This window comes from Sinorhizobium medicae (assembly GCF_007827695.1).
Lineage (GTDB): Bacteria > Pseudomonadota > Alphaproteobacteria > Rhizobiales > Rhizobiaceae > Sinorhizobium > Sinorhizobium medicae.
In genome coordinates, this window is sequence record NZ_VITA01000004.1 from 219,559 (window position 1) to 238,850 (window position 19,292).

Consider the following 19,292-nt stretch of genomic DNA (forward strand, 5'->3'; position numbering starts at 1 on the left):
CGGCGGATGGGAACGGGCTGAGGCATGATAAGGCAGGCAGTCAAGAATGACTGGTTTCCGCGGCGGCATGGAACCGTGCGCGCACGAGCGTTGGTTGTATTGGCGGCCACGACGCTGGTCGCCGGCTGCCAGTCGGTAATCGAACAGACCTACGAGCCGACCGTTTCGCCATCCTCCAATCCGCAGATCGTCGAAGAGGTGCAGAAGAACGATCCGCGTGCCCAACTCGGCGCACGCGAACATCCGCGCATCGTTGCGAGCTATGGCGGTGAGTACCGCGACGCCAAGACAGAGCGGCTGGTCGCCCGGATCACCGGCGCCCTGACGGCCGTTTCGGAAAATCCCCAGCAATCCTACCGCATCACCATTCTCAATTCGCCGGCGATCAACGCTTTCGCGCTCCCCGGCGGCTATCTCTACGTCACGCGGGGTCTGCTGGCGCTTGCCAACGACGCCTCTGAAGTGGCAGCCGTGCTCTCGCACGAGATGGCCCATGTGACGGCCAATCACGGCATTCAGCGACAGCAGCGCGAGGAGGCGGAGGTGATCGCCAGCCGCGTCGTTTCCGAGGTGCTGTCTTCCGATCTCGCCGGCAAACAGGCGCTTGCCCGGGGTAAGCTGCGCCTCGCGGCCTTTTCACGCAATCAGGAACTGCAGGCGGACGTGATCGGCGTCCGCATGCTGGGAGAAGCGGGCTACGATCCCTATGCGGCGGCACGCTTTCTCGATTCCATGGCTGCCTATAGCCGCTTCAGTGCGGTCGATCCGGAGGCAGACCAGAGCCTGGACTTTCTGTCGAGCCACCCTAACGCGCCGCAGCGCGTCGACCTCGCGCGACGGCATGCGCGTGCCTTTGGTCTCGAGGGCACAAGCGGCGATCGCGGGCGCGACTACTATCTCGCGGGAATCGACGGTATCCTCTATGGCGACAGTCCGCAGGAAGGCTATGTCCGTGGACAGACCTTCCTGCACGGCCAGCTCGGCATACGCTTCGACGTGCCCACAGGTTTTCAGATCGACAACAAGGCAGAGGCCGTACTTGCCACGGGTCCTGGTGAAGTGGCCGTCCGTTTCGACGGCATCGCCGATACGAGCGGGCGCAACCTGACCGATTACATCGCCAGCGGCTGGGTGACCGGCCTCAAGCCCGATACGATCCGTTCCATCCGGGTCAATGGTCTGGAGGCCGCGACGGCGCGCGCCTCCGCCGACCGCTGGGATTTCGACGTCACGGTGATCAGGCTCGGCGAGCGCATATACCGCTTTCTGACGGCCGTTCCAAAGGGTTCCAGCGCACTGCAGCCGACAGCGGACCAGCTGCGCACGTCCTTCCGACGGATGACGTCTGGCGAAGTTCAGTCGCTGAAGCCGCTGCGTGTCCGGGTGGTCACGGTCCGGTCCGGCGACACGACCGCGACACTGGCGGCGCGCATGATGGGCACCGACCGGAAGCTCGACCTCTTTCGCCTGATCAATGCGATGCAGATCACCTCCACCGTCAGACCGGGCGACAAGGTGAAGATCATTTCCGAGTGAGACGGCTACCGCATATTTCCTTTAATCGGATCCGATTAAAGGACAAAAAGATGCAGCAGATCAAAGTACTACAGCGACCTTTGTGCGTCCGATGAAGCACGGCGCTGTGGCGGCCGCCCTCATCCCGCTCCCGCGACCTTCTCCGCATGATGGGGAGAAGGTCCTCGTTGCGTCTAATAGCCCTGAGTATAAAGCCCGTGTGCAAGGCAAAGCGAGCTTTGCTGGTCCCTTCGCACCGCTTGCGGCGAGAAATTACCGGTAGGCGGATGAGGAGCAAACGATCTCGCCAGGCTTTGACTTAATGCAGGGCCGCCGTCAGGGCCGGGGCCCTGGCGGTGAGTGCCGCGCGCAGCTTTTCAAGTGCACGTGTTTCAATTTGCCGCACGCGCTCCTTCGATATTCCAAGCGCAACACCGAGTTCCTCCAATGTTGCACCGTCCTCGGAGAGACGCCGTGCGCGGATGATCTTCATTTCGCGTTCGCTAAGCTCCCCGAGAGCGACGTGCAGCCACCGTCGGGCGCGCTCCCCGTCGATCAGGTCGCTCACCTGCTCATCGGGCAGAGGCGCCTCGCTCGCCAGAAAATCGAGCCGGGCCCCCGCATCCGGGTCGCCGCCGCCTATGGGGGCCTGCAGCGACGCGTCGTTTCCAGAGAGGCGTGCATCCATCGTTTGTACGTCGGCGAGACTCACGCCGATTGCGGCGGCGATCTCCTCATGCACCGCCTGCGAGGTCAACTGCCTGTCGCCCTGTGCGAGCCGGGCCCGCAGCCGGCGCAGGTTGAAGAAAAGCGCCTTCTGCGCCGAACTGGTTCCCCCGCGCACGATCGACCAGTTGCGCAGCACATAGTCCTGCATCGAGGCTCGGATCCACCAGGTCGCATAGGTCGAAAAACGCACCTCACGGCTCGGTTCGAAGCGCGCTGCGGCTTCCAATAGACCGATGTGCCCCTCCTGCACGAGATCTCCCATGGGCAGCCCAAAGCTACGGAACTTCGCCGCCATCGAGATGACCAGCCGCATATGCGACATCGCGATCTTGTTGCGCGCCTCCTGGTCGTTGTCGTTGCGCCATGCCTCCGCGAGCGCATGTTCCTCGTCCCGCTCGAGATAGGGCGCTTCCATGGCAATCTTGATCATACGCCTGTCTGCTGTGAGGGTCTTCATCGATTGCTCCGTAGCTGGCGTCGAGCGCCATTTCGCGATTGAACTCCAAAGGCCGAGCGGTCTCTTGCCGCGTTCGGCAACGGGACGGATGGCGCTGGTTGACGAAGTGACAGAGCGCCCTAAATGGAAGAATACGAACCTGAGGCGTGAGGAATTCACGGGGCCAGATCGCTCGGCAGTACAGGCAAAGACCTCCCTGCCGGGAGTGTTAAACGTGCGCGGGCGGGAAAAGTTCCGCGCGCGATACCGCTTTTTGATTGTGGCCGCGACTTCCTTGCGGCATTTGATTGTAAGGTCCGGCGGCGCCCAGGGAGCACTGGCAACAAATCTAGGGCAACAAAAAACCCGGCCTGCGGCCGGGTTTTTTGTTCGCTTCTCAACTCTTTGAAACCGATCACGTCCTGTTCTAGGTCGATCCGACCTGACAAACCGCGATCTAGGCGGCTTCGTCCTGTGCGTCGTCTTCTTCGATAGCCTTGCCGCGTTTCGGACCCTTGTTGAGATGGGCCTCGACGAGACGAACGGCTTCAGTCTCCGACATCTTGTTCACGGCAGCGATTTCGCGCGCCATCCGGTCAAGCGCGGCTTCATAGAGCTGGCGCTCGGAATAGGACTGCTCCGGCTGGTTTTCGGCACGATAAAGATCGCGCACCACTTCCGCGATGGAAATGAGGTCGCCGGAGTTGATCTTGGCATCGTACTCCTGGGCACGCCGCGACCACATGGTCCGTTTCACGCGCGCCTTGCCCTGCACGACCTTCAACGCGCGGTCGACGAAATCGGTTTCGGACAGCTTGCGCATACCGATACCCACAGCCTTCGCCACGGGGACCTTGAGGCGCATCTTATCCTTCTCGAAGTCGATGACGAAAAGTTCGAGCTTCATGCCCGCGACTTCCTGTTCCTCGATCGCGACGATCTGGCCAACGCCATGAGCCGGATAAACGATCGATTCACCGGTCTTGAAGCCTTGGCGCGTTGAAGATTTCTTCTGCTGGGTGGTCATTCGTTTCGTACACTCCCTAGTGCGCACCCGGCCTCTCATGAGCCGGGGCCGGGTCAGTCAGGCCCGGGATAGACGGGGATACCGCCGGGTGGGTCCACCTGGTCCGTCCAATGAAACGCAAACAAGCTCTTATGGCGCAGTCACAAGCAACGGGCCGTTGCATATCTCAAAAGTGCCGCGCGGAAGGATCGTTTGCTTTCGTGCTGGTTTTCGGGCGCGCAAAAGCACCCTCTGTGGATCAGTGTAAGAAAACTATCACAAAAAAGAGCGGAAATCAATAATTTGCTGCACGGCAACGATCAAGTCGCCGCGCTCGCAAGCGCGAAGTGCCGGTGGGATTTTCCCCAGCTTTCCGGCCTTGCCATCTGTCGTCCGCCTGTACGACGCTCCAGCGCCGCAGAGCCGCCTCAGTCGCCCTGTCCCGGCTCCGGAGAAAAATACTTCTCGTACTTTCCTTCCAGGCCGTCCATCTCCGTAGCCTCCGGCAGCGGATCCCGCTTGACGGTGATGTTCGGCCATTGCGTGGAGAAATCTGCGTTAAGCTTCAACCACATATCCAGACCCGGCTCGGTATCCGGCTTGATCGCCCCAGCGGGACATTCCGGCTCGCATACGCCGCAGTCGATGCATTCATCCGGATGGATGACGAGGAAGTTCTCCCCCTCATAAAAACAATCCACCGGGCAGACTTCGACGCAGTCCGTGTACTTACAGCGAATGCAGTTATCGGTCACGACATACGTCATGAGGTACTCCAGCCAATGCTCACATTTGATGGCAGACGGCAATCAACGGTGACACTCGATCGCCCGCGCATGCTAGGAATGTCCGGAGCGCATAGCTGCCGAAGCAGTCCTGAATGCCATCCTCCGCATGGCTTCGTGAATCGGGAACGATCCAGGGGTGAAACCACGCATCGGTTCAACCTGCTACACCTGCCGTCGCCCCGAAAAAATGGGCCCGGCGCTGCAGCGTTGCTTGTGACGTAAAGGCTTTGACGGCCCTTTGCAAGAATTATCCATGCGCGATTTGCCCCTATGGGGGCACAGTTTTCCAGCCTCGGGACCGGCGTGCCGAATTCCGTTGCAGGGCACCTGAAAGGAAGGGCAATCGGGCGTCCCGACGGTGCCCGGCGCGACGAAACTCAATCGTCCTCGTGGTCCGCGCCCGGCCGCAGCCGGTCGGTTTCGCGACGCTCCCGCTTCGTCGGCCGCCCTGCTCCGCGGTCTCGCGTCGCCTGCTCGTAAAGCGTGGGCTTGCCGGCGGGCGCGGCGGGCGTGAGATCCTCGTAAAGCAGACGGGCTTCCTCGTAGGGCCCTCGGCGGGACCCAGGCAGCAGCACCCGCAAGACCAGATCGCGCCGCTCCAGCGACACTTCGAGCATGTCTCCGGCCTTTATCTGGGCGGACGATTGCGTTTCACGTTTGCCGTTGACCACCACGTGACCGGCCTCGATCGCCTTCTGAGCGAGCGAGCGCGATTTGATCAGCCGGGCAAAGAACAGCCATTTGTCGAGCCGCTGACGCGTTGCAGGGGCGGACGGCGGCTGTTTTTCCATGGCCCGAACCTATTTCTTCATCTGCTCCTTCAGAGCAGCCAGCTTGGCGAAAGGTGAATCCGGATCGATCGGCTTCTCCTTGCGTGGCGGGCGCCCCTCGAACTTGGCGGGAGACGGCTTGCTGCGATCGTACCGGTCGCCCCGCTCCTTGCGCTGTCCGCCCGGCCTTCCTTCCGAACCCTTGCCCTCCTGAGGCTTGCCTTCCCTCGGCTTGCCTGGCGGCTTGCCCTGGGCGCCCTGCCTGCGGCCGCCCTCGCGTCCCTCGGTCTGGGCATGCCGCTGTCCACCGCGGCGCTGTTCGCCTTGGCGACCGCCTTGCCGCTGATTGTCCTGACGCGTGCCGGGCCGCCACAGGAGCACCGGCTTGGATTCAGCCGGCGTCTCAGGCTCGGCCGGCGCCGGTGTTTCGTCGCTGGTCGGCGCGACTTCCTGCCCGCTGGTCGCAGCATCGGCCGCTTCCGCTTCCGCGGCCGGTGCATCGCGCGTCTCAGCCTCTGCTGGCGGTATGCGGGCCGCTTCGGCCTCTGCAGCCGGTTCACCGGTCTGTTGAGCCCCGGCATCCGTTTCGCTCACGGCGGCTTCTCCGGCAGGTGTGTCCGCCGGGGTAGCGCCGTTCTGACTTGCCAGGAATGCGGCCGCCTCTTCGGCGGTCACGGCATCGGCACGATAGCCGAGCCCCTTGAGGATCTCCTCCATGTCGTCAGGCGTTGCCCCGAGTATGGACAGCATCGATGTCGTCGCCACGAAACGGCGGCCGTCATAGGCGCCCTCGGGACGCGGCGACGTCCCCGGCTTCCACTGGAGAAGCGGACGGATGAGATCGGCAAGCCGCTCGAGTATATCGATGCGCACCGCGCGCTTGCCGAGGAATCGGAAGCCCGCGAGCCTGTAGAAGGTCCGCTCGAAGGAAGGGTCGGTGACGACGGAGGTCCGCCCAGCAGCGAGCATCGGGATGAGGTCGCCGTAGCCCGGCTTGTCGAGCCCATCGTTTTTCAGCGCCCAGAGCAGCGTGATCAGCTCCGCCGGAGCGGGTTTCAAAAGCGCGGGGAGGAAGATGTGATAGGCTCCGAAGCGAACACCGTATCTGCGGATAGATGCACGGCTCTCCTGATCGAGCGACTTCACCTCTTCTGCAACGTCGCGACGGAAGAGCACGCCGAGGTTTTCGACGAGCTGGAAGGCAAGCCCTTTGGCAAGCCCCTCCAGGTCCTCGGCGCGCGAGATATCGTCCAGCGGCTTCAGCACCGTGCTGATGTGATGATTTACGAAGCGCTCGATCCGAGCGAGTACATGCTCGCGCGCATTGGCCTGGAGCTGCTCGTCGGCAAGCAGGATCACCCGGGGACGCATGACATGGTCGCTCGCCGTGAGCCGCGCGACCGGATCCCCGAGCCAACGGACGAGACCGTCCGACGACAGGGCCAGATCGCCATTACCGGCCGCGTGGAGACGGGCGGCGCGCGCTTCGAATTCCAGCGCGAGCGCCTTCTGGGCGGCGCCCTGCACGGCCTTCGCGTCCGTTCCCTCGCTGCCCGCAACGAGCGTGAACCGGAAACCGGCTAGCTGACCCACATGGTGTCCCTCGACGAAGACATCACCATTCACACTGATTTCTGCTTCCAGCATCGCATTCTCTCTCAGGCGCTTCATGAGCACAGATGTCCTGCGATCAACAAAGCGTTTCGTCAACCGTTCATGTAGCGCGTCGGACAATCGATCTTCGATTTCCCGCGTCTTTTCTTGCCAGTGTGTCGGATCGGCAAGCCACCCGGGCCGATTGGACACATAGGTCCAGGTCCTGATCTGCGCAATTCGCGCCGAAAGTGTGTCGATTTCCCCGTCCGTGTGATCGGCACGCCGGACCTGTTCGGCCATGAAATCCTCATTGACCGTCCCATGGCGAACGAGGTCGGCATAGATACTCGAGATCAGATCCGCATGCTGGGCGGGCGTAATGCGGCGGTAGTCCGGGAGTGCGCAGGCTTCCCACAGCTTCTCCACGCGCTCGGACGTCGTCGCTACGTCGACGATCTCCGGGTAGCGCGTCAGATGCTCGAGAGCCTGCTGATCGACGGCCGGGAGCGCCCGCGCCAACCCGGAGACCGCCGGTGCCGCCTCCAGGCTTTTCTTCAGCGCCTTCACTGAAGAATAATCCAGCGCCTTGGAGCGCCATTGCAGCACCCGGACGGGGTCGAACTCATGCGATTCGATCCGGTGAACAAGCTCCTCCTCGAAAGGGTCGACGCGGCCCGTGACGCCAAACGTCCCGTCCCGAACGTGCCTGCCCGCGCGCCCCGCCACCTGCGCGAGCTCCGCCGGATTGAGGTTGCGATATTGATAACCGTCGAACTTCCGGTCCTGGGCGAAGGCCACGTGGTCGACGTCGAGGTTCAGCCCCATGCCGATCGCATCGGTTGCCACGAGATAATCGACGTCTCCCTCCTGGTAGAGGGCCACCTGGGCATTGCGGGTCCGCGGCGAAAGAGCGCCCAGAACGACGGCCGCCCCGCCGCGCTGCCGCCGGATGAGCTCTGCTATCGCATAGACCTCGTCGGCCGAAAAGGCGACGATTGCGGAGCGGTTCGGCAGGCGCGTGATCTTTTTGGATCCGGCATAGAGGAGCTGCGACATACGCGGCCGTTCGACCACGGTGATGCCGGGCAGAAGATATTCGAGAATGGGCCGCATCGTCGCAGCCCCGAGGAACAGCGTCTCGCCGCGACCGCGAAGGTGCAGGACCCTGTCCGTGAAGATGTGACCGCGTTCGAGATCGCCTGCGAGCTGGACCTCGTCGATCGCCACGAAAGAGGCCGTCGTCTCGCGCGGCATCGCCTCCACCGTGCAGACCGAGTACCGGGCCCGGTGGGGCGCGATCTTTTCCTCGCCCGTTATCAGCGCGACATTATGATGGCCGACCTTCTCCACCAGGCGCGTATAGACCTCACGCGCGAGCAATCTCAGCGGCAGCCCGATGACGCCGCTGTCATGCGCGACCATGCGCTCGATAGCATAATGGGTCTTGCCGGTATTGGTAGGTCCGAGCACCGCGGTTACACCGCGGCCGCTCAGGATCATGGATTGAAAGGACAAGATCTCGATCCCAGGCAGTCTTTGCAGCGCCGCACGTTTTTCAGACGCACGAAGATCGCTGCAGTGCTTGAATTGCCGCATGCCTCTATTCTCAAACCGGTCCCGCTCCAGGAATAGATGCATTGGAGCCGGCGGGGCTTTCACCTTCCGGCGGGAAACAGATGCCCATGCGACGCGCCGAACGCAAGGGTTCATGGACAATAAAAACTCAAAAGCGCCCAACCATATCTTGCGCCTCACGTAGAACTTGCGGCTCAAGATTCCGGAACAGCGCCGGAACGAATCAGCGACGAATCGCTGACTCTCTCTGATTCACTCTATGTTCACGGCTATATATGGGCTTCAACATCTAGTTACGCACCATATGCTGAATCCGGGCAAGAAACATACGTCGAAAGGTCCCAAGCGGCCTCTTCATTTCGCAGCATTGCTCTGAACCGCGCAAAGGATTCCGAATCCAAGAGTTTGGAATGATTGAAAAAAATTAACGGGATTCACGAGGCCGGCGCGCGAATCCGGGAATAGGAATCGCTTCGCGGGTATTCGGCTTTTGCCGGGCAGTTCGCTCGCGACTCGTCGGCACGGCCATTTTCCCCTTTCGTTCACCACAACATGTAGAGCCGGATGAGGAACACTGCGTGCGGTCTCCTGAGGCCGATCCAACCCAAAAAACCGTGGTCCAGCCGCCGAATGCCCGTCGAAAAAAATCCGGCGCCGCAAAGGGCGGCGGGAACACAGTCGGTCAGAAAAAAGTCTCAGGCGAAGTACTGGCCACCATTGGCCGAGATCGTGGAACCGGTAATGAAGCCGGCATCATCCGACACGAGGAACACGACGCATCGCGCGACTTCTTCCGGTTCGCCCAGGCGGCCGACGGGTATCTGCGGGATGATCCGCTCGTTAAGCACCTTCTCCGGTACGGCGAGCACCATTTCCGTGCCGATATAACCCGGGCAAATGGCATTTACCGTGATTCCCTTCGCTGCCCCTTCCTGAGCAAGCGCCTTGGTGAAGCCGAGATCGCCGGCCTTGGCGGCAGAATAGTTCGCCTGTCCCATCTGCCCCTTCTGACCGTTGATCGACGAGATGTTGACGATGCGGCCGAACCCGCGGTCGCGCATCCCCGACCAGATCGGATGCGTCATGTTGAAAACGCCGGTGAGATTCGTGCCTATGACTTCGACCCATTGTTGCGGCGTCATCTTGTGGAACATCGCGTCACGTGTGATGCCGGCATTGTTGACGAGGATATCTACCGGCCCCAGGTCCGCCTCGACCCTGGCAATGCCGTCGACGCAGGCCTCGTAACTCGAGACATCCCACTTATAAACGGGGATGCCGGTCTCCTGTTTGAAAGCCTGGGCTTTTTCGTCATTGCCCGCGTAATTCGCAGCCACCTTGTAGCCCGCTGCCTTCAGCGCGATGGCGATTGCCGCGCCGATGCCGCGCGATCCGCCCGTGACCAATGCTACCCTGCTCATTAGTGCCTCCCGCTCTGTTAAGCCAAATTGGCGAAAATCGTCCTTCCGCGGCCCGGAGCCCGGGCCGCCTGTGCATATCCGGATCTGGAAGTCGCCCGGCTCACCGGGCGTCGGCTAAAGGCGTTCCACGCACATGGCGACCCCCATGCCGCCGCCGATGCAGAGTGTCGCAAGGCCCTTCGAGACGTTGCGCCGCTTCATTTCAAAAAGAAGCGTGTTCAGCACGCGGGCTCCGGACGCGCCGATCGGATGTCCGATGGCGATCGCGCCGCCATTGACGTTGACGATCGACGGGTCCCAACCGAGATCCTTGTTGACGGCGCATGCCTGGGCCGCGAAGGCCTCGTTGGCCTCTACGAGTTCAATTTCGGCGACCGACCAGCCGGCTTTTTCAAGTGCCTTGCGCGATGCGGGGATCGGGCCCGTGCCCATGATCTGCGGGTCGACGCCCGCCGTGGCCCAGGAGACGATGCGGGCAAGCGGCTGGATGCCGCGCCGGCCGGCCTCGGCCTCGGTCATCAGCAGAGCGGCGGCGGCGCCGTCATTGAGGCCCGACGCGTTGGCGGCAGTGACGGTGCCTTCCTTGTCGAAAGCCGGGCGAAGCTTCGCAATCGATTCCAGCGTGGCGCCGTGACGTATGTATTCGTCCTGGTCGACAGTGACGTCGCCTTTCCGCGTCTTGACGACGAAAGGAACGATCTCGTCGGCGAAGCGGCCGGCTTTCTGGGCGGCTTCGGCCTTGTTCTGGGAGGCCAGCGCGAATTCGTCCTGCTCCTCGCGCGTAAGCTGCCATTTCCGCGCGACGTTCTCCGCGGTAGTGCCCATGTGATATCCATAGAAGGCGTCCGTCAGGCCGTCCTTGATCATCGTGTCGATCATCTTGTAATCGCCCATTTTCACGCCGCCCCGCAAGTGCGCGCAATGCGGCGCCATGGACATCGACTCCATGCCGCCGGCGACGATGACCTTCGCATCACCGGTTGCGATCTGCTGCATGCCGAGCGCCACGGCGCGCAGGCCGGAGCCGCAGAGCTGATTCATGCCCCAGGCGGTCTTTTCCTGCGGGACTCCGGCTTTCATCGCCGCCTGGCGCGCCGGATTCTGCCCCTCGCCCGCCGGCAGCACCTGCCCGAGGATCACCTCGTCCACTTCGCCGGCTTCGACACCGGCCCGCTCCAGAACCGCCTTGACCGCGGCCGCGCCCAATTCGTGCGCAGGCGTATTGCCGAAGGCGCCATTGAAGGAGCCGACGGCCGTGCGGGCGGCGCTGGCGATGACGATCGAGGGATTGCTCATGGGACGTTCCTCATATTTGCTTTGCCTGATGGAGGCAGACTGGCAAAGGGAGGGGCGCAAGTCAAACGGCGAGTTGCACTGCCGCAAAAGCTTCAGGAGGGCTTGCCGACGCTTGTTCGCACCTGCGTCGCCGCATTGCACAAAGAGATTGTCAGTGGCGCTCTTTTGCGGATACTCTGAAAAGTACAATAAAGACGGGACGATGGGTAAGAGGAGACCCTGATGGGGAAAAACGAAGGCCAGATCGTTATCAAGAAATATGCGAACCGGCGGCTCTACAACACCGGTACGAGCACGTACGTAACCCTCGATGACCTGGCTGTCATGGTGAAGAGGGGCGAGGACTTCATCGTACAGGACGCAAAGTCCGGCGAAGATATAACCCATTCCGTGCTGACGCAGATTATCTTCGAGCAGGAGTCGAAAACCGGTAACACGCTCCTGCCGATTTCCTTTCTCCGCCAGTTGATCTCCTTTTATGGCGACCAGATGCAGATGGTCGTGCCGAGCTATCTCGAACACTCGATGCAGGCTTTCACCGAACAGCAGGCTCAGATGCGCGAGCAGATCACCAAGGCCTTCGGTGAGACGCCGATCGGCAAGAACCTCAAAGTGCCGCTGCAACTGGTCGAGGAACAGGTCCGGCGCAACACCGAAATGTTCCATCAGGCCATGCAGATGTTCTCGCCCTTCATGGCGGCCCCAGCCGCAAAAGAAAGCAAGAAGGCCGAAGCGAAAGACATCGACGAATTGAAAGAACAGCTTCGAGCCCTCCAGACGAAGCTGGATAATCTCGGCTGACTTTCAGGCATTCGGAGCCGTACCAAAGAAAAAGGGCCGGCAATGCCGACCCTTCGAATTTCATCCGCGAGTGATATGCGCTTATGCGCTTTCCTTCGGCGTCAGAACCTGGCGGCCGCGATACATGCCGGTCTTCAGGTCGATGTGATGCGGGCGGCGCAGTTCGCCGGAATTCTTGTCTTCGATGTAGGTCGGAGCCTTGAGGGCGTCAGCGGAACGGCGCATGCCACGCTTGGACGGGCTCGTTTTTCTTTTCGGTACAGCCATTTCATTCTCCACTTATCGGGCAAAACACTGTTCAGCAGCCGAAAATGGCCGGGTCAAACAGATGTCGATCTCGGAATTTCGCGCGCTTATACATGCCGGACCGCAGTTTGACCAGTCCCCGCGCACAAATTTTCGATTCAGGCTTCATCCTCCGGAACGATCCAGGGCTCGGCTTTCGCGGCCTCTTCCCACTTGCGGAAGGCCGGATGCCCTCGGACGGCCGCCATATAGGCAAGCGTCGCCGGATCTTTCACGAGGTCATAGACTTCGAAGCGGATGACGACAGGTGCGAACATGGCATCCGCGGCGGTGAACCGGCCAAAGAGGAACGGACCGCCAGACCGCGCGGTTTGCTCGTGCCAGATCGTCTCGATCCGCGCCACATCCTCGGTAACGCCGTCGGGCAGATCGATCGCCTTCTTCGACCGGCGGATGTTCATGGGGCAGGCGCCGCGCAGTGCCTGGAAGCCGGAGAGCATCTCCATCGAATAGCTCCGCGCGCGTGCGCGATCCTCGCGGCTATCGGGCCAGAGGCCAGCCTCCGGAAAGAGCTCCGCCGCATATTCGATAATGGCGAGCGATTCCCACACGCGGGTTTCGCCATGATGGAGTACCGGAACACGTCCTGTCGGCGACATCTCGCGAATGCGGGGGTTGCCGGCGGGAAAGTCGAAGGGAATGACGACCTCTTCGAACGGAATGCCGCTGGCCGTGAGTGCCAGCCATGGCCGGAGCGACCAGGACGAATAGTTCTTGTTGCCGACATAGAGGACGAGCTTGGCCATGATTTTTGTCTCCGCCTGAAGTTCCGGACGGCAGCCTTGCCACATCAAAGGCCGACAGACCAATGAATTGGATTCATCTCAATCATAAAGACACGTGATATAGCCGCCGGAGCGGCTTGCCCGGCGCTCGATCACCGAGGCGAGACGCCGCAGACCGCGCCCCGGTTTGCCGGCGTTGCGGTCGACCGGATTTGGCAGCGATACGGCGAGAAGAGCAGCCTGACGGCGCGAGAGCTCCGCCGCCGAAACGCCGAAATGATGCCGGGCTGCAGCTTCGATCCCGTAAATGCCCTCGCCCCATTCGGCGACGTTCAGATAAATCTCCATCAGGCGCCGTTTGCTCCAGACGAAATCGGCGGCGACCGCGAGCGGCAGCTCCATCGCTTTGCGCACGAAGGAACGGCCATTCCAGAGGAACAGGTTCTTGGCGGTCTGCATCGGGATCGTACTGGCGCCGCGCGTCTGTCCGCCGTCGAGCGCATCCTCTACGACGGCGCGCATCTGAGCCCAATCGACGCCGGCATGCGAGCAGAACTGCCCGTCCTCCGACATCATTACCGACTGGACGAGCACCGGCGCGATGTCGTCGAACTCGACCCATTGCCGGTCATAGCCGCGCGCCAGCACGAGGTCGCGCAGCATCAGGGTAGAGACCGGGTGAATGAACTCGGCGAGATAGAAGAAGATCAGCGCGTAGGGCAGGAACAGGATGGAGAGCACGAGTAGAACGAGGCGGCGACGACGCGCACGCCACGTCCGTCGCACGGCCGTCTGCCGGCCGGCGGGCAATTCCGCTTCCTCGCGCTCTTCCGAAATGATGTCCACGCCCCGCCCGTCCACCTCTTTCCCGTCCGCCCGGTTTTCCATCCACCTCCCTCATATGCCATGGCGAGCCAAAGTTGAACGGCCTTTCTGGCAAAAGGCAAGGCTCAGAAGGTGCATCATCACCGAGAGGCTGTGCGCGCTGCGACGTGAAAGCCCGTTGAAAGCCGCTCCGCCGCATGCCAAAGAGCCTCGTATGACAGACGAAAGATCATCCTTTCCAGAGCGCCTCAAGTCCAATGCGGTCGCGGTCGAAGCGCTGCTCGAGACATTGCTCGACCCGGCCGTGCGTGGCGGCGAAATTTCCCGCCCTGCGAACCTGCTCGAAGCCATGCGTCATGCGGTGCTCAATGGCGGCAAGCGGCTGCGGCCCTTTCTTGTCAGCGAAACTGCGGCGCTCCTCGGCGGCGATGTGCAAGCGGCACTGAGAATTGGCGCTGCGCTCGAATGCATTCATTGCTACTCGCTTGTCCATGACGATCTGCCGGCGATGGACAACGACGACATGCGGCGCGGAAAACCGACGGTGCACGTCGCCTTCGACGAGGCAACCGCGATCCTCGCGGGCGATAGCCTGCTGACCTTCTCCTTCGACATCATCGCGGCGCCGGAGACAGCCCTTTCCGATCGCCAGAAGACCGCGCTCGTGCTGGCGCTCGCACGGGCGGCAGGGCACGGGGGCATGGCTGGGGGGCAGGCACTCGACCTTGCCGCCGAAAAGAGCGCCCCCGATGAGACGGGCATCGTACTCCTGCAATCGATGAAGACCGGCGCGCTTCTCCGCTTCGCCTGCGAGGCGGGCGCGATCATCGCGGATGCGGCGGCCGAGGACCGCCAGCGTCTGCGGGCCTTCGGAGAGAAGATCGGCCTCGCCTTCCAGCTTGCGGACGATCTGCTCGACCTCACCGCCGACGCCGCGCACATAGGCAAGGCAACCGGAAAGGATGCCGCGCGAGGAAAGGGTACACTCGTCGCGCTGCACGGACAGCCCTGGGCCGAGCAGCGGCTCGAAAGCCTGGTGGCCGAGGCGGAAGCGCTCCTTGAGCCTTATGGCGCCCGTTCGGAGGTCCTTGCCGAGACCGCTCGTTTCATTGCCAACCGCAGGAACTGATAGATGAGCAGATTCTGGTCGCCGATCGTTGCCGCCTTGAAGCCTTACGTTCCCGGTGAACAGCCGCGGATGGCGAACCTCGTCAAGCTCAACACCAATGAGAGCCCCTATGGCCCCTCGGAAAAAGCGCTGGAGGCGATTCGGGCGGCGGCTGACATGGATCTCAGGCTTTATCCGGATCCCGTCGCTCTCGGGTTGCGGGAGGCGATCGCCAGGCGCTACGGCATGTCCGTCGGCGAGGTCTTCGTCGGCAATGGTTCCGACGAGGTTCTGGCCCACACCTTCGCGGCGCTTTTGAAACACGATCGGCCGCTGCTTTATCCTGACATCTCCTACAGCTTCTATCCGACCTATGCGGGCCTTTTCGGCATCGAAGCGGTCGAGATTCCGCTGAACGCCGACTTCCGCATCGAAATTGCAGGCTATCGCCGCCCTGCCGGCGCCATCATCCTGCCGAATCCGAATGCGCCGACGGGAATCGGCCTGCCGCTTTCCGACATTGAAAGGCTGGTGAGCGAGCATTCCGACCAGCCCGTGGTCGTCGACGAGGCCTATATCGACTTCGGCGGCGAATCCGCGATCGCACTCGTTCCGAAATACGAGAACCTGCTCGTCGTTCAGACCTTCTCGAAGTCACGTGCGCTTGCCGGTCTTCGCGTCGGCTTCGCGATAGGCCAAAGGCCGCTGATCGAGGCGTTGGAGCGCGTCAAGGATAGTTTCAATTCCTATCCGCTCGGGCGCGCCGCCCTTGCGGGTGCAACGGCTGCGATCGAGGACGAGGCCTGGTTCGAGAAGACGCGCGCCAAGATCCTCGCCACGCGGGCGGCATTGACGAAGGGGCTCGAAGCGCGCGGTTTCGAGGTCCTGCCGTCTCAGGCGAATTTCGTCTTCGCCCGGCATCAGAACCACGCGGGCCAGACGCTGGCGGCGAAACTCCGCGAACGCGCGGTCATCGTCCGCCATTTTGCCAAGCCCCGGATTGAGGATTTCCTGCGCATCACCATCGGCACCGATGATGAATGCGCCAAACTGGTCGCGGCGCTCGACGAAATTCTGTGAGATCGCAGGTCAGATTGAAGCGGCACCGGCGAGATTGCGGCGCCGCCTCCTGACCGGCGATATCACCAGCAGCAGAAGCCGCCATCAACGAGAAGGTCTACTCCGGTTACGAAGCTCGCCGCATCCGACAGAAGGAAAACGGCCGGGCCGACCATTTCGTCCACGCCAGCCATGCGCTGCATCGGCGTCTGTTCCTCGAAGAGCCTGGTCTGGTGCACCATTTCCGGTCTAGTATTCATAGGTGTTGCCGTATAGCCCGGACTGATGGTGTTGACCCGGATGCCGCGGCCTACCCACTCCATCGCCATGGACTTCGACATGTGAATTACACCCGCCTTAGAGGCGTTGTAGTGGCACTGGTTAAGTCCTCGATTCACGATGACGCCGGACATCGAGGCGATGTTGACGATCGACCCGCGTCCGTTCCTCAACATGGCGCGCGCTTCCGCCTGGCAGGAGAGGAAAACGCCTTTCAGATTGACGTCCATCATCGTCTGGAACTGAGTTTCCTCCATCTCCTCCGCCGGATGAGCATTGGCGATGCCCGCGGCGTTGAGCGCGAGGGTCAGCGGGCCCAGCTCCGCTTCTGTGCGCGCAACCGCCTCGTCGAGCGCCGCGCCGCTGGTGACATCAGCGGCGATCTGAATGCTGCGACGCCCAGCCTTTTCGATGAGATCGGCCGTCTTCGCGAGACCATCATCGGTCCGTCGGTCTAGTAACCCGACATCTGCGCCGCACTGTGCGAGACCGATGGCGATGAGTTGGCCGATGCCGCTGCCCGCGCCGGTCACGAGGGCGACGTTTCCGGCAAGATCGAACAATTTCGGTGCGTCAAGACTGATTTCAGACATATGGGTTCTTTCCTGCTTAGATCGTTGCCAGTTCCATGACAGAGACGTCGTTCGCATCCTCGCGGTTCAGGATGCCGGCCTGCTTGCCCTGCGCCATGACCAGGATGCGGCTGGAGACGCCGAGCACCTCTTCGAGATCCGAGCTGACCACGATGACTGCGACGCCCTCGCGGGCGAGATCGATGATGAGATCGTAGATCGACGAGCGGGCGCCTACGTCGATGCCGCGCGTCGGCTCGTCCAGCACGACCACCTGCGGTTTTCGCGCCAGCCATTTGGCGAGCACCACTTTCTGCTGGTTGCCGCCGGAAAGCTCCCCGGCATTCTGCCCCCCGCGGCCTTTTACTCCGAACGTCTTGATGCACTCCTCGGCGAACTGCCGGATGCGGCGCGAGGAGACCCAGCCGCTGCGGGAGATTTCGCCGAGGTTGGCATAGCCGATATTTTCCGCGATCGAATGATCGAGCACGACGCCCTGGAGCTTTCGATCCTCCGGCACGAGAACGATGCCGTTGCGGATCGCATCGATCGGAGAGCGGGGCGTGACGGGCCTGCCGTGCAGCAGGACTTCGCCGCTGGAAATGGGGTCGGCGCCGCTGATGGCGCGTACGAGTTCGGTCCGGCCGGCTCCCATGAGGCCCGCAATGCCGAAAACCTCGCCCCTGCGAACCGAAAAGCTGATGTCCCGGAATGCGTTGGACGGCGACGAGAGATTTCGTACCTCCAGCGTCACCTGGTCCGTCGGGGCCGGAAGGGTCGGGAACATGCGCTCGAGTGAGCGCCCGACCATGGCCTCGACGATCGTGCGTATCGGCACGTCGCCACTCTCGAACTCCTGCACCTTGGCGCCGTCGCGCATCACGACAATGCGGTCGGCGATCTTGCGGATCTCCTCCAGGCGGTGCGAAATGTAGATGATGCCGACGCCTTCCGACTTCAGCCGTTCGATCTGCCGGAAGAGGAGCTGGGTCTCCTCGGCGCCGAGCGCGGCCGTCGGTTCGTCGAGAATCAGGAGGCGCGCATTGAGCGTCAACGCCTTGGCGATCTCGATGAGCTGCTGCTTGCCGGTCGAAAGCCCGTCGACGAGGCGATCCGGCGAGATGTCGAGACCGAGCCGGTGCAGGCCGCTGCGTGCCCGATCTTCCATAGTTTTGCGATCGATCCGCCCCGCCTTCATCGGGTAGCGGCCGACGAACACGTTCTCCGCGATGGAGAGCTTCGGGAGCAGTTTCAGTTCCTGATGGATCATGCCTATCCCCTCCTCCATCGCGGCACGGGGATCTGCGGGGGCGTAGGCCCTGCCCAGCCAGGTCATTTCGCCCGCTGAGGGTTGCACGGTGCCGGAAATAATGTTCGACAGCGTCGATTTTCCGGCACCGTTTTCGCCGAGCAGCGCCACCACCTCTCCCGGATGGATATCGAGGTCGATACCGTGGAGAACCTTGATCGGACCGTAGGATTTGCGGATGCGACGGAGCGACAGGATGGGAGAGTGGGGCGTCATGGCGCTGCTGCCTTTCGGCTATCGGGTTACGGATGGTTCTTTACGAATTCCGGAGCGTTGTCGCAGGTCGTCAGCACGGCATTCGGCGTCTGACGCTCTTCGACCTTCTCGCCCGCCGCAACGGCAAGTGCGGATTCGACGGCAAGAACGCCCATTTTTTGCGTGCTCTGCGTTGCGGTGGCGATGAACGGGCCCTTGCACCTGGCGAGGTATTCGAGCGCCGAGACGTCGCCGTCATAGCCGCCGATGATCACCTTGTCGGAGAGATTGGCGACGTCGACCGCCTTGGCCGCCCCCATGGCGAGACCGTCGGCCTGGCCGAAAATGATCGTGATGTCCGGATTTGCCTGCAGCATGTTCTGCGCGATCGAGAAGCCTTCATCGGCCGACCACATGTTGCTCCACTGCTGGTCGATAAGCTCGACGCCCTTGTTCTCGTCAATGGCGCGCTTGCAGCCGGTGAAGCGGTCGACCTCCGGCGTTGTGCCCTTCTGCCCGTGGATGATTGCCATCTTGCCCGAGCCGCCGGCCTTCTCGATGATGAACTTGCAGACGGCGTAGGCGGATTCGACGCTCTCTCCGGCGATGAAGGTGTCGCCCGGCGCACCCTCCGGGACGCGGTCGACGTTGATGACCGGAATGCCGGCTTCGCGGGCAAGGCGGGTCGGGACCGCAGCCGCCGCGGCGCCGGCCGGGATATAGATGAAGGCGTCGATGTCCTGGATCATCAGGTCCTGTACCTGGCTGACCTGCGTGTTGGTGTCGTTCTTCGCGTCGACGACCACCACTTCGAGGCCCTTTTCCCTGGCGTGCTTTTCGACACCGAGCTTGATCTGGTTGAAGAAGTCGGCCTGAAGATTCGGAACAGCAGGCCGATCTTCTTGACCTCGGCTGCGGATGCGGGAAGCGCAAGGACCGAAGCGGTGGTTGCGGCCACCAGCAGTGTGGACAGTTTCATAG

16 protein-coding genes and 1 pseudogene are annotated in these 19,292 nt (G+C 62.2%); 4 read left to right on the forward strand and 13 right to left on the reverse strand.

The features are described from left to right. Window positions 1-24: 24 nt before the first annotated feature. Window positions 25-1,536, forward strand: coding sequence for a M48 family metalloprotease (locus FB009_RS08790; RefSeq protein ID WP_012067317.1), 1,512 nt, complete (start codon window positions 25-27; stop codon window positions 1,534-1,536). Between the two features lie 298 nt (window positions 1,537-1,834). On the opposite strand, the gene FB009_RS08795 is transcribed toward FB009_RS08790, so the two are convergent. The 7 genes from FB009_RS08795 to FB009_RS08825 form a co-directional block, all read right to left on the reverse strand. After that, window positions 1,835-2,701 (reverse strand): RNA polymerase factor sigma-32, encoded by an 867-nt coding sequence (locus FB009_RS08795; protein WP_012067318.1) that lies wholly within the window; start codon window positions 2,699-2,701, stop codon window positions 1,835-1,837. 436 nt (window positions 2,702-3,137) lie between these two features. Continuing rightward, complete coding sequence (locus FB009_RS08800; RefSeq protein ID WP_012067319.1) at window positions 3,138-3,707, reverse strand: CarD family transcriptional regulator; 570 nt, start codon at window positions 3,705-3,707, stop codon at window positions 3,138-3,140. Between the two features lie 407 nt (window positions 3,708-4,114). Further along, window positions 4,115-4,453, reverse strand: coding sequence for a ferredoxin FdxA (fdxA, locus tag FB009_RS08805; protein ID WP_012067320.1), 339 nt, complete (start codon window positions 4,451-4,453; stop codon window positions 4,115-4,117). A 398-nt stretch (window positions 4,454-4,851) separates the two neighbouring features. Further along, complete coding sequence (locus FB009_RS08810) at window positions 4,852-5,265, reverse strand: RNA-binding S4 domain-containing protein (protein WP_012067321.1); 414 nt, start codon at window positions 5,263-5,265, stop codon at window positions 4,852-4,854. A 9-nt stretch (window positions 5,266-5,274) separates the two neighbouring features. Further along, on the reverse strand, window positions 5,275-8,340 hold the full coding sequence (locus tag FB009_RS08815) for a DEAD/DEAH box helicase (RefSeq protein ID WP_028054314.1): 3,066 nt from the start codon (window positions 8,338-8,340) through the stop codon (window positions 5,275-5,277). A gap of 770 nt (window positions 8,341-9,110) precedes the next feature. Then, entirely contained in the window at window positions 9,111-9,836 is a 726-nt protein-coding gene (gene phbB, locus FB009_RS08820; protein ID WP_145161553.1) for an acetoacetyl-CoA reductase, read from the reverse strand. 114 nt (window positions 9,837-9,950) lie between these two features. Then, entirely contained in the window at window positions 9,951-11,132 is a 1,182-nt protein-coding gene (locus FB009_RS08825; RefSeq protein WP_012067324.1) for an acetyl-CoA C-acetyltransferase, read from the reverse strand. A 222-nt stretch (window positions 11,133-11,354) separates the two neighbouring features. Between FB009_RS08825 and phaR the strand changes: the two genes are divergently transcribed. Then, entirely contained in the window at window positions 11,355-11,933 is a 579-nt protein-coding gene (phaR, locus tag FB009_RS08830) for a polyhydroxyalkanoate synthesis repressor PhaR (RefSeq protein ID WP_012067325.1), read from the forward strand. An 81-nt stretch (window positions 11,934-12,014) separates the two neighbouring features. Here phaR and rpmF read toward each other — a convergent pair whose 3' ends face one another. The 3 genes from rpmF to mtgA all read right to left on the reverse strand — a co-directional run bounded on the left by rpmF (window position 12,015) and on the right by mtgA (window position 13,852). Then, complete coding sequence (gene rpmF, locus FB009_RS08835; RefSeq protein WP_012067326.1) at window positions 12,015-12,200, reverse strand: 50S ribosomal protein L32; 186 nt, start codon at window positions 12,198-12,200, stop codon at window positions 12,015-12,017. Between the two features lie 137 nt (window positions 12,201-12,337). Beyond that, window positions 12,338-12,985, reverse strand: a complete 648-nt coding sequence (locus tag FB009_RS08840; RefSeq protein ID WP_012067327.1) for a glutathione S-transferase family protein — start codon at window positions 12,983-12,985, stop codon at window positions 12,338-12,340. Window positions 12,986-13,063: 78 nt separating this feature from the next. Further along, window positions 13,064-13,852 (reverse strand): monofunctional biosynthetic peptidoglycan transglycosylase, encoded by a 789-nt coding sequence (mtgA, locus tag FB009_RS08845; protein WP_012067328.1) that lies wholly within the window; start codon window positions 13,850-13,852, stop codon window positions 13,064-13,066. A gap of 151 nt (window positions 13,853-14,003) precedes the next feature. Here mtgA and FB009_RS08850 point away from each other — a divergent pair, with 151 nt between their 5' ends. Next, entirely contained in the window at window positions 14,004-14,918 is a 915-nt protein-coding gene (locus FB009_RS08850) for a polyprenyl synthetase family protein (RefSeq protein WP_012067329.1), read from the forward strand. Window positions 14,919-14,921: 3 nt separating this feature from the next. Then, window positions 14,922-15,977, forward strand: a complete 1,056-nt coding sequence (gene hisC / locus FB009_RS08855) for a histidinol-phosphate transaminase (protein ID WP_018209246.1) — start codon at window positions 14,922-14,924, stop codon at window positions 15,975-15,977. A gap of 62 nt (window positions 15,978-16,039) precedes the next feature. Here the strand turns inward: hisC and FB009_RS08860 are convergent, their stop codons facing one another. The 3 genes and pseudogenes from FB009_RS08860 to FB009_RS08870 form a co-directional block, all read right to left on the reverse strand. Further along, the gene (locus FB009_RS08860) at window positions 16,040-16,828 is read right to left on the reverse strand and encodes an SDR family oxidoreductase (RefSeq protein ID WP_102045029.1); all 789 of its coding nucleotides are present in this window, start codon (window positions 16,826-16,828) and stop codon (window positions 16,040-16,042) included. Between the two features lie 16 nt (window positions 16,829-16,844). Then, complete coding sequence (locus FB009_RS08865; protein ID WP_012067332.1) at window positions 16,845-18,332, reverse strand: sugar ABC transporter ATP-binding protein; 1,488 nt, start codon at window positions 18,330-18,332, stop codon at window positions 16,845-16,847. A gap of 26 nt (window positions 18,333-18,358) precedes the next feature. Then, a pseudogene (locus FB009_RS08870) lies at window positions 18,359-19,290 on the reverse strand (substrate-binding domain-containing protein). Window positions 19,291-19,292 lie beyond the last annotated feature (2 nt).